The organism is Streptomyces sp. NBC_01546 (genome assembly GCF_045208355.1).
Taxonomy (GTDB): Bacteria; Actinomycetota; Actinomycetes; order Streptomycetales; family Streptomycetaceae; genus Streptomyces.
Window position 1 is genome coordinate 5477038 of record NZ_CP109379.1, and the last position, 13591, is coordinate 5490628.

Consider the following 13591-nt stretch of genomic DNA (forward strand, 5'->3'; position numbering starts at 1 on the left):
GCTCGGCTAGTCGACCTCGGCCACCGCCTGCGCGAACTGCGCCGCGTACAGCCGCGCGTACGCGCCGTCCGACGCGAGCAGCTCCTCGTGCGTGCCCTGTTCCACGATCGAGCCGCTCTCCATCACCAGGATCACGTCCGCGTCGCGGATCGTGGACAGCCGGTGCGCGATCACGAAGGACGTACGGCCGTGCGCCAGGCGCGCCATCGCCTTCTGGATCAGCACCTCGGTACGGGTGTCCACCGAGCTCGTCGCCTCGTCGAGCACCAGGATCACCGGGTCCGAGAGGAACGCCCGGGCGATGGTGATGAGCTGCTTCTCGCCCGCGCTGACCCCCGCGCCCTCGTCGTCCAGCACGGTGTCGTAGCCGTTCGGCAGGGTGCGGATGAAGCGGTCCGCGTGGGCCGCCCGCGCCGCCTCCTCGATCTCGGCGCGCGTGACCTCTCGCGAGGCACCGTAGGCGATGTTCTCCGCGATGGTGCCGCCGAACAGCCAGGTGTCCTGGAGCACCATGCCGATGCCGCCGCGCAGTTCCTCGCGCGTCATCTTCGCGATGTCCACGCCGTCCAGGGCGATCTCGCCGCCCGTGACCTCGTAGAACCGCATCAGCAGGTTGACCAGGGTGGTCTTGCCCGCGCCCGTCGGGCCGACGATCGCGACCGTGTGCCCGGGCTCGACGGTCAGCGAGAGGTTCTCGATCAGCGGCTTGTCCGGCTCGTAGCGGAAGGCCACCTTGTCGAGGGTGACCTGACCGCGCAGGGTCTCCGGCCGCTCCGGAACCTCGGCGTCCGGCTCCTGCTCCTCCGCGTCCAGCAGCTCGTAGACCCGCTCCGCCGAGGCGACGCCGGACTGGATGAGGTTCGCCATCGTGGCGACCTGCGTCAGCGGCATCGAGAACTGGCGCGAGTACTGGATGAAGGCCTGCACATCACCGATCGACAGGGTGCCCGAGGCGACCCGGAGACCGCCGACGACCGCGATCAGCATGTAGTTGACGTTCGATATGAAGAACATCACCGGCTGCATGATGCCGCTGACCAGCTGCGCCTTGAAGGAGGCCCGGTACAGCGCTTCGTTCTGCTCGGCGAAGAGGGCCGCGGACTCCTTCTGCCGGCCGAACACCTTGACCAGCGTGTGGCCCGAGTACATCTCCTCGATGTGCGCGTTGAGCGTGCCGGTGGTCTTCCACTGCGCCACGAACTGCGGCTGCGACTTCTTGCCGATCTTCGCCGCGGCGTAGACCGAGATCGGCACGGTCACCAGCGCGACCAGCGCCAGCAGCGGCGAGATCCAGAACATCATGGCGAGCACGCCGAGGATGGTCAGCAGCGAGTTCAGCAGCTGCCCCATCGTCTGCTGGAGCGTCTGGCCGATGTTGTCGATGTCGTTGGTGGCCCGGCTGAGCACCTCGCCGCGCTTCTGCTGGTCGAAGTACGACAGCGGCAGCCGCGACAGCTTCGCCTGGAGCTCCTCGCGCATCCGGTAGACGGTGCCGTTCATGACGTGGTTCGACAGCCTGGTGGCGACCAGCATCAGCAGCCCGGCGAGGGTGAACACCACCAGCGCCCAGATCGCCACGACCCCGACCGCGCCGAAGTCGATGCCCTGGCCCGGCGTGAAGTCGGTGCCGGACAGCATGTCCGCCATGCCGTCCTGGCCCTTGGCGCGCAGCCCGTCCAGCGCCTGCTGCTTGCTGATCCCGTCCGGCATCTGCCGCCCGACGATCCCCGCGAAGACCAGGTCGGTGGCCTCGCCGAGGATCTTCGGGCCGACGACCGCGCACCCGACGCTGCCGACGACGGCCGCGACCATGCCCCACAGCTTGGCCCGGTCCTGCGCGATCTGGCCGAGCAGCCGCTTGCCCGAGCCCTTGAAATCCATGGACCGTTGGACCGGTCCCGCCATCATCCGTCCTCCGGGCCCGCTCATGCGGCCTCCGCCTCCGTCAGCTGGGAGAGCACGATCTCCCGGTAGGTCTCATTGCCGGCCATCAGCTCGTGGTGGCGTCCTTCGCCCACGACCTGTCCCTCGTCCAGGACGATGATCCGGTCGGCGTCGCGGATCGTGGAGACCCGCTGGGCGACGATCACCACGGTCGCGTCCTCGGTCTCGCGGGCGAGCGCCGCGCGCAGCGCCGCGTCCGTCGCGTAGTCCAGGGCCGAGAAGGAGTCGTCGAAGAGATAGATCTCCGGGCGCTGAACCAGGGTGCGGGCGATGGCCAGACGCTGGCGCTGCCCGCCGGAGACGTTGGTTCCGCCCTGGGTGACGGGCGCCTCCAGACCGCCTTCCAGCGCGGACACGAACTCCTTGGCCTGGGCCACCTCCAGCGCCTGCCACAGCTCTTCGTCGGTCGCGTCCGGGCGCCCGTAGCGCAAGTTGGAAGCGACGGTTCCGGAGAACAGGTAGGGCTTCTGCGGGACCATGCCGACGGTCTTGGCGAGCAGGTCCGGGTCCAGCCGCCGTACGTCCTCCCCGTCGACCAGCACCTCGCCGCCGGTCGCGTCGAACAGCCGCGGGATCAGGCCCAGCAGCGTGGACTTGCCGCTGCCGGTGGAGCCGATCACGGCCGTGGTCTCTCCCGGACGGGCCAGCAGGTCGACCCCGCGCAGGACCGGGGCCTCGGCGCCGGGGTAGCGGAAGTCGGCGCCGCGCAGCTCGAGGCGTCCGCTCCGGGTGAGCTCGCGCACCGGGTCGGTGGGCGGGACCACGCTGGAATCGGTGTCCAGGACCTCCTGGATGCGCTCGGCGCAGACCTCGGCGCGCGGCACCATCATGAACATGAAGGTGGCCATCATCACGGACATGACGATCTGCATGAGGTAGGCGAGGAAGGCCGTCAGCTGGCCGATCTCCATGCCGCCGCTGTCGACGCGCATCGCACCGAACCAGATGACGGCGACGCTGGAGATGTTCACGACCACGATGACGGTCGGGAACATGTACGCCAGCAGCTTGCCGACGGCCAGCGAGACGCCGGTCAGGTCGGCGTTCGCGTCCCGGAAACGATCCTTCTCGTAGTCGTCGCGGACGAAGGCGCGGATCACCCGGTTGCCGGTGATCTGCTCGCGCAGCACCCGGTTCACGGTGTCCAGGCGGTCCTGCATCTGGCGGAACAGCGGCCGCGTCTTGAAGACGATCGTGCCGACCGACAGGCCGAGTACGGGGACCACGGCGAGCAGGACGCCCGACAGCTTCACGTCCAGCGACAGCGCCATGACGATGCCGCCGACGCACATGATCGGCGCCGAGACCATCAGCGTGAAGGTCATCAGCACCAGCATCTGGACCTGCTGGACGTCGTTCGTCGTACGGGTGATCAGCGACGGGGCGCCGAACTGGCCGAGCTCCCGCGCGGAGAAACTCTGTACGCGGTCGAAGATCGCGGCGCGCACGTCCCGGCCGAAGGCCGCCGCCGTGCGGGCGCCGTAGTAGACGGCCCCGACGTTGCAGACCAGCTGGACGAGCGAGACACCGAGCATCAGCACGCCGAAGCGCAGGATGTAGCCGGTGTCACCGTTGACGACACCGTTGTCAATGATGTCCGCGTTGAGGGTGGGCAGGTAGAGGCTCGCACTGGTCTGGAGCAGTTGCAGCAGCACCAGCAGGGCGATGGGTTTTTTGTACTGACCCAGATGGGTCCGCAGCAGTCGTATGAGCACGCGCAGGCTCCGGTCGGCATGATCGAGGGGGTTCACCCCATCTTCGGCCAACCGGAGGCTTGATCCCCAGCGGTTTTCGCAAAGGACGGTCAAAAGGAGTAGACCGCTCTGCGACGCCCGACCTAGAACGCGCCGGGGTGGATCTGCTCCCGCGTCGCGATGTACTGCTGGCGCACGGCCTGCCAGGCCGGGAACTCCTCGCCGGGCTCGAACACCTGCGCCGCGGGGGCCGGCCAGACCGGCGGGGTGTGCGGGGCCAGTGTGCCCTGCGCCACTCCGAGCGCCCACGCCGCCTGTCGCGCCGCGCCCAGCGCCGCGTAGTCGGCCGGCGCGGGGACGACGATCTGCGTCCCGAACAGCCCGGGGGCCGCGGCCTGTACGGCGGGCAGCTCGGCCGCCGCGCCCAGCAGGAACACCCGGCGGATCTCGACCCCGCGCGAGCGCAGCACGTCCAGCGCGTCCACCAGCCCGCACAGCATGCCCTCGAAGGCGGCCCGGGCCAGGTGCTCCGGCTTCATCGAGTCGCGGCGCAGCCCGGACAGCGTTCCGGCGGTGTGCGGCAGGTTCGGCGTCCGCTCGCCCTCCAGGTACGGCAGGAGTACGAGGCCGTGTGCGCCCGGCGTCGACTTCAGCGCCAGCTCGGACAGTCCCTCCAGGTCGGTGCCCAGCAGTTCGGCGGTGCCGCGCAGCGCCCGTACGGCATTGGAGGTGTTCACGACCGGCAGGTGCATGCCGCTGGCGTCGGCCAGCGAGGTGATCAGGCCGCCCGGCTCCGACAGCGCCTCGTGGTGCACCGCCATCACCGAGCCGGAGGCGCCCAGCGAAACCACCGCGTCGCCGGGGCCGAGCCCCAGCCCGAGCGCGGCGGCCATCGTCTCGCCGGTGCCGGCCGATATCAGCAGCCCCTCGGGAGTGGTCCCGGCGGCATCGGCCGGACCGAGCACCTCGGGCAGCAGCGCCCGGTGCCCGAGCGCCAGCTCGACCAGGTCGGGCCGCCAGGAACCGGTGGCCGCAGACCAGTACCCGGTGCCGGAGGCGCCGCCCCGGTCAGTGGTCCGGCGGGCCGGCCGGCCCAGCAGCTGCCAGACCAGCCAGTCGTGCGGGGACATCACCACGGCCACCCGGCGGGCGGCCTCCGGCTCGGTCCGGGCCAGCCAGGCCAGCTTCGCTACCGGCTGGGCGGCGTGCGGGACCGAACCCACCGCCTCGGCCCACGCGTGCCGGCCGCCGAAGGTGTCGACGAGGTCGGCCGCGGCGACCTGCCCGCGCTTGTCGTTGCCGACCAGGGCGGGGTGTACGAGTGCGCCCTGCGCGTCCAGCGGCAGCAGGCCGTGCTGCTGCGCGGAGACCCCGATGGCCTGGACCCCTTCGAGGAGCCCGCCGCCGGCGGCCTCGCCGAGCGAGAGCAGCCAGGCCTGCGGATCGGTCTCGTAGGGGTTCGTGCCATCGGGTTCCCCGGTGGGCTGTGGATGGGGTGCGTACCCCTGGCGCAGCACGGCACCGGTGTCGGTGTCGCAGACGACTATGCGAGTGAAGGCGGAAGAGCTGTCCAGCCCGGCGACTATCCCCATGTGGAGAATTCTGCCGCACGCCGGGCCGGTCTCCTCCGCCTCGGACGCCTCAGGTGTTGCTGGTGCCCCAGTCGTCCTCGCCGCCGCCGACCCGGTCGCGCAGTCCGCGTACCCGCCCGGCCAGCGACGCGGGTACGGCGTCGCCGACCTTTTCGCTCACCGCGGCGAAGGCCTTCCCGGCGAACTCGCGCCCGGTGTGCCCGGCGGTCTCGGCGGCGTTCCGCACCGCGGGATTCTGCGCGAACTCCCGCGCCGACTTCTTCAGCGACTCGTAGCGCTCGCGCCCGGCCCGGGTCCCGAGCACGTACCCGAGGGCCAGTCCGACCGCGAACGTGACCTTGTACCGCATGCCTGCCACCCTTCGTCGTGTGGTGCCCGGCCTGCTGTCGATACCGATTGGCGGAGCACCCCCCTGCTTGCGCTAATCTATGACTCGCAACGGGCGCTCGCCCCCCGGCAAGGCCGGAGGTGGGCTGTTCGATGCACCGCAGCAATCCCCTGTAGCTCAATTGGCAGAGCAGCCGGCTGTTAACCGGCAGGTTACTGGTTCGAGTCCAGTCGGGGGAGCGCGGTCCCCTGTAGCTCAATTGGCAGAGCATTCGGCTGTTAACCGGAGGGTTGCTGGTTCGAGTCCAGCCGGGGGAGCAACGAGAAGAAGAGGGCCCCTCGTGGGTCCTCTTCTTTTCTTTGTCGCCCCGTCCGGGAACCGGGCAGCCCTCAGCGCGGTCTCTCTGAACAGGCGAAGCCGATCATGCGAGGCATCCGAGGCAGGAGATCGTATGAGCGGCTATGCTGCGGCAGACGGCGCGCACACATGTACGCGCCACGCCGTGAAGGGGCGGTAGCTCAGCCGGTTAGAGCAGCGGACTCATAATCCGTCGGCCGTGGGTTCGAGTCCCACCCGCCCCACTGCGAGCCGCAGGTGCAGAAACGATCGCACCTGCGGCTTTGGCGTGTTGCGGGCTAGAAGTTCTCCGTTTCGTCCGCGAGGTGGCGCAGTACGTCCGTCAGATCCTGGCGGCGGGCGAACGCGACGCGCTGGCGGTGGGCGCCCGAGCCGTCGCGGAGCAGGCCCGCCAGGGTCTTGGCCGCGTGGTCGAGGTCGCCCGAGGCGGCCAGGGCCGGGGCGACCAGGTCCAGCAGGGCCTCCGCCAGGTCGGCCGCCGGGAGTTCGGCGCCCGTGTACGGGTCGAGGCCGAAGCCCTCCAGGCCGTCGTGGGCCGCCCGCCAGCGCGCCAGGCGCAGTACGTCGTCCCGCAACGGTGGATCGGGGTGCTGTTCCGCGATCTCCCGCAGCGCCGTGGCCACCAGCGCACGGACCAGCTCGGCCTGGAGGATGGCCGTGTCCAGGTACGGGGACATGTCCGGCGCCCGGATCTCGAGCGTCGGCCAGTGCCCCGAGGGGCGCAGGTCCCAATAGACCATCTTCGTGTCCAGCGCCGCGCCCGAGCCGAGCAGCGTCTGCACCGAGCGCCGGAAGTGCGCCGTGGACGTGAAGTGCGGAGGCAGTCCCGCGGAGGGCCAGCCCGACCAGGCCATCGCCCGCCAGCTGGCGTGGCCGGTGTCACGGCCGCCCCAGAACGGCGAGTTGGCGGCCAGCGCGATCAGCGTCGGCAGCCACGGTCTGACCCGATTGGACACCGCGACCGCCGTGTCCACGTCGAGCGTCCCCACGTGGATGTGCCGGCCGCAGCTCACCAGGGTGTCGGTGAGCGCGCCGAAGCGGCGGTGCTGCTCGCGCTGGCGCGGCTCGTCGTCGGTCAGGTGCAGGGGCCCCTCCACCGCCAGGACCGGAGAGGGAGCGGCCAGCAGGCGGCAGCCGTGGGCGCGGGCGGCCCGGCCGAGGGTGCGCCGCAGGGCGGCGAGCTCCTCGCGCAGCGTGGCCGCCGAATGGGCGATCGGGGTGGAGATCTCCACCTGGTAGCGGGTGCCCTCGGGATGCAGCTCGCCCGGCAGCCCGCCGGCCGTGGCGAGGACGAGTTGGGCGGCGGGGACCACCCGGAAGGTGCGGGCGTCGACGAGGAGGAACTCCTCCTCGACACCGACGGTGAGGGGAACGGTGGAACGCACCGTGTTCTGCGCGGTGCCGGTGCTCGTGGTGCTGTTGCCAGGTTCGATCACTACGCCTCCCTGGACATACGAGTCTTTTCATCATGAGCTGAACACCAGGCGAGGAGCGCACGTCGATTCGGTCAAAAGTCCGGTGATAGTGGCGAGTTAGCGGCAAGGGCCGGTCCGGCGTGGGGCCGGGGATCCGGGTGGGGTGACTGGTGCCGGTGCGTGCATACGGAAAAAAGATCCGGGGGCCGCCACCGGCCGGTGGTTATCATCCGCTGTGACCCCGATCGCCGCGCCCGACCGCCCGCAGCGGCGAATATTCGCCGACCTCACCCCGTTGCGCACGTCCCGCGACTACCGGCGGCTGTGGATCGGCGGCACCATTTCCTGGGTCGGCCAGGCGATGACGGCCCTCGCGATCTCCCTCCAGGTCTACGACATCACCCGGTCCAGCTTCTCCGTCGGGCTTGTCGGACTCTTCTCGCTCGTCCCGCTCGTCGCCTTCGGGCTCTACGGCGGGGCCATCGCCGACACCGTCGACCGCCGCAAGCTCGGCCTCTACAGCTCGCTGGGCGCCGCCGGACTGTCGGTCGCGCTCGCCGCCGCCGCGCTGCTCGACTACCACCGCGTCTGGTTCCTGTACGCCGTCGTCGCACTCCAGGCGGTGTGCGGGGCGCTCTCCGGGCCGGCCAGGTCCGCCATGATCCCGCGGCTGCTGCCGGCCGGGCAGCTGCCCGCCGCCAACGCGCTGAACTCCGTGACGATGACCTCCGGGACCATGGCGGGCCCGATGCTGGGCGGGCTGATCGTCGGCTGGTGGGGGTACCAGGCGGCGTACCTGATCGACGCCGTGACCTTCCTCGCCGCCCTCTACGCGATGTGGCGGCTGCCGTCGATGAAGCCCGACCGCGCGGAGGGGACGCGGGGGAGGGCCTCCGTCGTCGACGGCCTGCGCTTCCTCGGGACCCGGCCCAACATCCGGATGACCTTCTTCTCCGACATGGCCGCCATGGTGCTGGCGCACCCCCGGGCGCTGTTCCCGGCCGTCGCCGTGCTCTGGTACGGCGGCGACGCCAAGACGGTCGGCCTGCTGGTGGCCGCGCCCGCCGTCGGAGCCCTGCTCGGCGGGCTGTTCTCCGGATGGCAGGGCCGCATCCGCCGGCACGGGCTGGCGATCGTGTTCGCCGTCGCCGCGTGGGGGCTGGCCATCGCGGTCTTCGGGCTCACCCGGAACCTGTGGCTCGGGCTGTTCTTCCTGGCCGTGGCCGGGTGCGCGGACACCGTCTCGATGGTGTTCCGGACCACCATGCTCCAGGCCGCCACCCCGGACGAGATGCGCGGCCGCCTCCAGGGCGTGTTCATCGTGGTCGTCGCGGGCGGGCCCCGGCTCGGGGACTTCCTCGCCGGGACCGCCGCGGACCTGACCTCCCCCGCCGTGGCGATCACGGGCGGGGGCCTCGGCTGCGTACTGGTGCTCGGCCTGCTCGTGCTCCGGTGGCGGGGCTTCGCCCGCTACGACGCGCGGTCGCCGCAGGCCTGATCGCCCGGACCGGACAGGGCCTAGGCGTCCACCGGTTCCCGGGTGCGGTCGCCGCCCGCCGTGCCGGTGTTGGTGGTGCCGGCCGGCTCGAACAGCAGGATCTGCGCCTCCTCGTCCGCCGCCGGGCAGTGCTCCACCCCGCGCGGGACGACGTACATCTCGCCGGGGCCCAGGACCACGTCCCCGTCGCGCAGACGGATCGTCAGCGTGCCGCCGACCACCAGGAAGAGCTCGTCGGTCTCCTCGTGGGTGTGCCAGACGAACTCGCCCTGGAGCCTGGCGAGCTTGACCTCGTAGTCGTTGACGCGGGCGATCCGTCGCGGGGCCCACTGATCGGTGAATCCGGCCAGCTTCTCGGCGATGTTGACCTTCTGTGTCGTCATGCGGACAGCCTGGGGGAGGCGTCGCGGGCGGTCTTGTACGTTCCTGACATGGCCGCGATACGTCCGCGCAGTACCGTCTCCGCCTGGCAGCCGCCGGTTGCGGGCATCGCCGAGGTCTTCCACGCCCGCTTCACCGAGCACGCCTACCCGGCCCATGTGCACGACACCTGGGCGCTGATGATCCTGGACGGCGGACGGGTCGACTTCGCGCTGGACCGCGAGCGGCACGGCGTCGGCGTCGACGGGGCGGTGATCCTGCTGCCGCCCGGGGTGGTCCACGACGGACGGACCGTGACCGAGGCCGGCTTCCGCAAGCGCGTGCTGTACCTGGACACCTCCGTGCTGCCGGAGCGGCTCACCGGAGCCGCCGTCGACACCCCGCTGCTGGCCGACCCCGCGCTGCGCGAGCGCGTGCACGGGCTGCATCTGGCGCTCGGGGAGCGGGACCCCTTCGAGGCCCAGTCGAGGCTGGCCTTCGTGGGGGAGCGGCTGCACCGGTGGCTGGCGGGGCGCGAGGCGCCGGCGGCCGGGGCGGCGGGCGCGGAGGTCGCCGTACGGCTGCGCGAACTGCTCGACGCGCGGGTCGTCGAGGGGATCACCCTGGAGGAAGCCTCGGCGGAGCTGGGGCACATCCATTCCACGCAGCTGATCCGGAGCTTCCGGACGGCGTACGGGCTGCCGCCGCACGCGTATCTCACGGGGCGTCGGGTGGCGGCGGCGCGGCGGCTGCTGCTGGCGGGGATGCGGCCGGCCGAGGCGGCCACGGCGGCGGGGTTCTACGACCAGGCGCACCTGACCCGCCACTTCGGGCGTCATGTCGGGATCAGTCCGGCGCGGTTCGCCCGGTCCGGCCGGTCCGGCCGGCCGTGACGGACGTACGGTCTCCGGCCGCCGGCGTCAGGGCCTGCCGACGATGCCGCGGGCCACGCCCAGGTCCACCAGGTCCTGGGGGCGGATGCGGAGTTGGTCCGCGGTGGCGGGGGCGTCCTCCGGGGGGCGCTTGAGGATGGCCGCCGCCAGTTCCGGGGCGATGACCGAGAAGTAGCTGTCCGGGGTGACCCAGGTGTTCCCGGGCGCGGCCAGCGCCAGGGCGCCGCCCGAGCCGCCCTCGCCGATCAGCAGGGTGGTGATGGGAACGGCGGCCGCGGCCAGTGCCGCGAAGGCGTCCGCGATGGCCGGGCCCGCGCCCGCGTGTTCGGCGGCGGCGTCGTTGGCCGCGCCCGGGGTGTCCACCAGCGTGAGCACGGGGACGCCGAGCCGGTCCGCGAGGCGGATGACGCGGGCGGCCGTACGGTATCCCGCCGGGCGGGTGGCGGTGCCGCACTGGGCGGCGTACGCCACGGCCCGGCCCTCCCGCAGCCCGAATCCGCACAGCATTCCCGGGTCCGTGCCGCCCGCCCGGTCCCCGGAGAGGGGGAGGCGGAGGTCGAAGTACGCGTCCAGGTACGCCTCGGCGCGCGGCCGGTCCGGACGGCGGGCCTGGAGTACGGCGTCCCAGCCGGTCTTCGGGAGCTCCGCGTCGGCCAGGGCGGCCGGGGGCTCGACGGGACCGTCGGCGCGGAGCGCGGCCAGTACGCGGAGCCAGTCGGACAGGGTCCCCGGGAGCTCCGCCGGGGGCACGACGGCGTCCACGTGGCCCGCGGCGTACTGGCCCTCGGCGCAGTACGCCGCCGGGTCCGCGTCCGCCGGGCGCACCCGGGAGCCGGCGAAGCCGACCTGGGCTCCGGGCAGCGCGAGGACCACGTCGGCCCCGGCGCCGAGGGTGGCCCAGCCGCCGCCGGTGGTCGGATCGCGCAGCACGGCGATCTGGGGGAGCCCGGCGGCCCGGGTCAGGACGCACTGGCGGGCCACGCGCTGCAGCTGGGTCAGGGCGAGCATCCCCTCCTGCATGCGGGAGCCGCCGGTGGCGATCAGGGAGACGAGGGGGAGGCCGTGCTCGCGAGCGTGGGTGTACGCGGCTTCGAGCCGGTCTCCGGTGCGCTCGCCCAGCGAACCGCCGAGGAAGCCGAACTCGAAGGAGATCACGGCGGCTTCGCGGCCGCCGATGCGGGCGGTGCCGGTGACGACGGACTCCCGCTCGCCGGTGCGTGCTTCGGCGCGGGCGCGGGAGGCGTCGTAGCCGGTCCAGGCCAGGGGGCCGTCGGCCGGCGACGTCCTCGGGGGCGAGGGGAGTTCGGTGAAGCTGCCGGGGTCGGTCACGGAGGCGATGGCCGCGCGGGCCGAGAGGCGGGTCGTCACGGGTTCACCCTAGGGCGCGTCGTGCCGATCAGGCAGGGGGCGGCCCAGGGGGCGAGCGCCGGGGTCGGGTGTTACCCGAGGGGCGACGGCAGCGGGAGGGCGATCTTGACCGCGTAGGCGGCGACCAGGCCGTAGCCGAGGCGGAAGGTCCACGCGCGGGCGGTGGCGGAGATCCGGCTCCCCGCGAGGGCGCCGAGCGTGACGAGCGTCTGCTGCCAGAGGAGGGAGGAGGCGCCGACGCCGACGAGGAAGGCGGCTCCGGCCGCGCCGGTGCCGAGGGCTGCGCCTTGCGCGGTGGTGAGGGCGGCGAAGTAGAGGGCGGTGGTGGGGTTCACCGCGGTGAGGCCGACGTACCGCGCGAAGGCCTTGACCGGCCGGGCCGCGAGCGCGGAGTCCGCCGCCTCGAGCGGGGGCGGGGGCGAATGGTCCGGGCGGCGGCGGGACTTCGCGAGGCCGTGGGCCGCGATGGCCAGGAGGATCAGCGCCGAGGCCAGGCGGACCCAGGCCTCGACCGGGGAGACGTGGGAGGCCACCCAGGGGCCCAGGGCCGTGGCGAGGGCGGCGTATCCGAGGTCGACCGCAGCGATCCCCGCGGCCGCCGCCACCGCCGTCCGGCGGTGGCGCATCGCCTCCTGGAGCAGCAGCACGCTCATCGCGCCCATCGGCATCGCCACGCCCAGGCCCGCGGCCGTTCCCGCAAGGGCCGGTGTCATCAGTTCGCTCATGACGGGAGGGTCCGGCCCGCGGGCCGCCGGACGGGCGCGAATATCGGCCCCGACTGCGAGAATCGCGGTATGGACCGCCTCGACAGGGAAATCCTCGGCATCCTCCAGCAGGATGCGCGGATCTCGTACCGCGACCTCGGCGTCCGCGTCGGCCTCAGCGCCAACGCCACCGCCGACCGGGTGCGCCGGATGCGCCGGGACGGGGTGATCCGCGCCTTCACGGTCGTGGTGGACCCGGCCGCCGACACGGCCGGCGGGCTCGTGGTGTTCATCGACGTCACCTTGCGCCAGGACACCACCAACGAGGAGTTCGAACGGCAGGTCGCCAAGCTCTCCGGGATCACCGAGGTGGTGCACGTGACGGGCGAGCACGACTACCTCGTACGGGCCCGGGCCGCCGATCCCGCCGCCCTCGACGGGCTGCTGCGCCGGCTGAAACGGGAGGCGGGGGTGGCCCAGTCCAACACCCGGATCGCCCTGCGCGCCGCCGACCGCCCGGCCTGAGGGTGCCCCGTACTCGCGGCGAGCGCTGAGCGGCGACCGGCATGCTGCTCTTGCCCGCCGCGAGGCGGTACGGGATTACGCGGTGTGCTTCGCGCGGTGCCGCTCGATCTCCAGGGCGAGTTCACCGCGCTCCCGGCGGGCCGCGTCCGCCTCCTCGCGCACCGTGTCGAGACGCTCCTCGAGCTGGCCGACCCGCGCGCGGTAGCGCTCGAGCTCGGCCCGCACGAACTCGGCGTCGGCCACCTGCTGCGCGGCCTCGTTGCGGATCTTCTCCGTCTCCTCTTCGAACCTCTGCTTGGCCTCGTCCAGCTGGGCGATGGCCAGCTCCGCGGCCTCTTCCGCCAGCGCGGTGCGCTGCTCGGCGGCCAGGTTCCGCTGAGCGGCGGCCTTGGTCACGGTCTCGATGCGCGCTTCGGCGGCAACCGAGTCCGTGATGATGGCCAGCTCTTCGAAGTAGGCGGGCAGGTCCGTGGCCAGCTGGGACATGAGCGCGATGAGCTTGTCGCGAGCCTCAGCCCCGTCCCGTACGGCCTCCATCGTCTCCTCGGCCTGGGGAGCGGCCGAGCCGGGCGCCACGGGGGGCGGCGTGGTGGACTGGGCGGGGAGCTGGGCGGAGGCCGCTGCCTTGGCCGCCTTCTTGGCCTCGGAGGCCTGGCGCTTCTCCTCCTTGCGCTGCTGCCTCGTGGCCCGGAACTTGCGGAATGCCCCCAGCGCGTTGTGGTCCGGGTGAGCGCAGTAGTGGGGCGTCGGGTTGCCGGGCGCCGGCGCCTCGACGGGGTTGGTGCATTCCGGGTAAGCGCAGTGGGGAAGCGTCTCGACAGTCATTTCTCCGCCAGTCCAATGGTGTTCGGGGTCGACGCGGCAGCCGGCGCGGCTTGAGCCGACCGGTCGCACGCGGGGGATGTACCGATCA

At 72.3% G+C, this 13591-nt stretch carries 12 protein-coding genes and 3 tRNA genes; 6 read left to right on the forward strand and 9 right to left on the reverse strand.

The features are described from left to right. Positions 1 to 6: 6 nt before the first annotated feature. The 4 genes from OHA89_RS25030 to OHA89_RS25045 form a co-directional block, all read right to left on the reverse strand. A complete protein-coding gene (locus tag OHA89_RS25030) occupies positions 7 to 1929 on the reverse strand; it encodes an ABC transporter ATP-binding protein (RefSeq protein ID WP_257556460.1) in 1923 nt (640 codons plus the stop codon). Further along, complete coding sequence (locus OHA89_RS25035) at positions 1926 to 3659, reverse strand: ABC transporter ATP-binding protein (protein WP_266609781.1); 1734 nt, start codon at positions 3657 to 3659, stop codon at positions 1926 to 1928. Before OHA89_RS25035 ends, OHA89_RS25030 begins: the two co-directional genes overlap by 4 nt. 122 nt (positions 3660 to 3781) lie before the next feature. Further along, positions 3782 to 5230 (reverse strand): FGGY family carbohydrate kinase, encoded by a 1449-nt coding sequence (locus OHA89_RS25040; protein ID WP_266609782.1) that lies wholly within the window; start codon positions 5228 to 5230, stop codon positions 3782 to 3784. A 49-nt stretch (positions 5231 to 5279) separates the two neighbouring features. Beyond that, positions 5280 to 5579, reverse strand: a complete 300-nt coding sequence (locus OHA89_RS25045; RefSeq protein ID WP_215140891.1) for a YtxH domain-containing protein — start codon at positions 5577 to 5579, stop codon at positions 5280 to 5282. Positions 5580 to 5724: 145 nt separating this feature from the next. Between OHA89_RS25045 and OHA89_RS25050 the strand changes: the two genes are divergently transcribed. The 3 genes from OHA89_RS25050 to OHA89_RS25060 all read left to right on the forward strand — a co-directional run bounded on the left by OHA89_RS25050 (position 5725) and on the right by OHA89_RS25060 (position 6139). Then, a tRNA-Asn gene (locus OHA89_RS25050) sits at positions 5725 to 5797 on the forward strand. A gap of 5 nt (positions 5798 to 5802) precedes the next feature. Continuing rightward, positions 5803 to 5875 (forward strand) — tRNA-Asn (locus tag OHA89_RS25055). Between the two features lie 190 nt (positions 5876 to 6065). Beyond that, positions 6066 to 6139 (forward strand) — tRNA-Ile (locus OHA89_RS25060). Between the two features lie 54 nt (positions 6140 to 6193). Here OHA89_RS25060 and OHA89_RS25065 read toward each other — a convergent pair. Continuing rightward, entirely contained in the window at positions 6194 to 7351 is a 1158-nt protein-coding gene (locus OHA89_RS25065; protein WP_215140892.1) for a glutamate--cysteine ligase, read from the reverse strand. A 214-nt stretch (positions 7352 to 7565) separates the two neighbouring features. Here OHA89_RS25065 and OHA89_RS25070 point away from each other — a divergent pair, with 214 nt between their 5' ends. After that, the gene (locus tag OHA89_RS25070; protein WP_257556467.1) at positions 7566 to 8828 is read left to right on the forward strand and encodes an MFS transporter; all 1263 of its coding nucleotides are present in this window, start codon (positions 7566 to 7568) and stop codon (positions 8826 to 8828) included. Between the two features lie 20 nt (positions 8829 to 8848). Here the strand turns inward: OHA89_RS25070 and OHA89_RS25075 are convergent, their stop codons facing one another. Continuing rightward, a complete protein-coding gene (locus OHA89_RS25075) occupies positions 8849 to 9211 on the reverse strand; it encodes a cupin domain-containing protein (protein ID WP_406367154.1) in 363 nt (120 codons plus the stop codon). A gap of 48 nt (positions 9212 to 9259) precedes the next feature. Between OHA89_RS25075 and OHA89_RS25080 the strand changes: the two genes are divergently transcribed. Further along, the gene (locus OHA89_RS25080; protein ID WP_266609783.1) at positions 9260 to 10081 is read left to right on the forward strand and encodes an AraC family transcriptional regulator; all 822 of its coding nucleotides are present in this window, start codon (positions 9260 to 9262) and stop codon (positions 10079 to 10081) included. Between the two features lie 27 nt (positions 10082 to 10108). Here OHA89_RS25080 and OHA89_RS25085 read toward each other — a convergent pair whose 3' ends face one another. Both OHA89_RS25085 and OHA89_RS25090 read right to left on the reverse strand, forming a co-directional pair. Then, positions 10109 to 11449, reverse strand: coding sequence for a carboxyl transferase domain-containing protein (locus tag OHA89_RS25085; protein WP_266609784.1), 1341 nt, complete (start codon positions 11447 to 11449; stop codon positions 10109 to 10111). Positions 11450 to 11520: 71 nt separating this feature from the next. Further along, positions 11521 to 12174: a hypothetical protein gene (locus OHA89_RS25090; protein ID WP_406367155.1), complete on the reverse strand. Its 654-nt coding sequence runs from the start codon at positions 12172 to 12174 to the stop codon at positions 11521 to 11523. 69 nt (positions 12175 to 12243) lie between these two features. Here OHA89_RS25090 and OHA89_RS25095 point away from each other — a divergent pair, with 69 nt between their 5' ends. Beyond that, entirely contained in the window at positions 12244 to 12678 is a 435-nt protein-coding gene (locus tag OHA89_RS25095) for an Lrp/AsnC family transcriptional regulator (protein ID WP_257556475.1), read from the forward strand. 75 nt (positions 12679 to 12753) lie between these two features. Here OHA89_RS25095 and OHA89_RS25100 read toward each other — a convergent pair whose 3' ends face one another. Continuing rightward, positions 12754 to 13503 (reverse strand): hypothetical protein, encoded by a 750-nt coding sequence (locus OHA89_RS25100; RefSeq protein WP_266609786.1) that lies wholly within the window; start codon positions 13501 to 13503, stop codon positions 12754 to 12756. Positions 13504 to 13591: the final 88 nt, after the last annotated feature.

What these genes read in the sequence shown, in the direction of transcription:
- OHA89_RS25030 (WP_257556460.1), bottom strand. Translation starts at nt 1,929, where the DNA reads ATGAGCGGGCCCGGAGGACGGATGATGGCGGGACCGGTCCAACGGTCC.
- OHA89_RS25040 (WP_266609782.1), bottom strand. Translation starts at nt 5,230, where the DNA reads ATGGGGATAGTCGCCGGGCTGGACAGCTCTTCCGCCTTCACTCGCATA.
- OHA89_RS25045 (WP_215140891.1), bottom strand. Translation starts at nt 5,579, where the DNA reads ATGCGGTACAAGGTCACGTTCGCGGTCGGACTGGCCCTCGGGTACGTG.
- OHA89_RS25075 (WP_406367154.1), bottom strand. Translation starts at nt 9,211, where the DNA reads ATGACGACACAGAAGGTCAACATCGCCGAGAAGCTGGCCGGATTCACC.
- OHA89_RS25080 (WP_266609783.1), top strand. Translation starts at nt 9,260, where the DNA reads ATGGCCGCGATACGTCCGCGCAGTACCGTCTCCGCCTGGCAGCCGCCG.
- OHA89_RS25090 (WP_406367155.1), bottom strand. Translation starts at nt 12,174, where the DNA reads ATGAGCGAACTGATGACACCGGCCCTTGCGGGAACGGCCGCGGGCCTG.
- OHA89_RS25095 (WP_257556475.1), top strand. Translation starts at nt 12,244, where the DNA reads ATGGACCGCCTCGACAGGGAAATCCTCGGCATCCTCCAGCAGGATGCG.
- OHA89_RS25100 (WP_266609786.1), bottom strand. Translation starts at nt 13,503, where the DNA reads ATGACTGTCGAGACGCTTCCCCACTGCGCTTACCCGGAATGCACCAAC.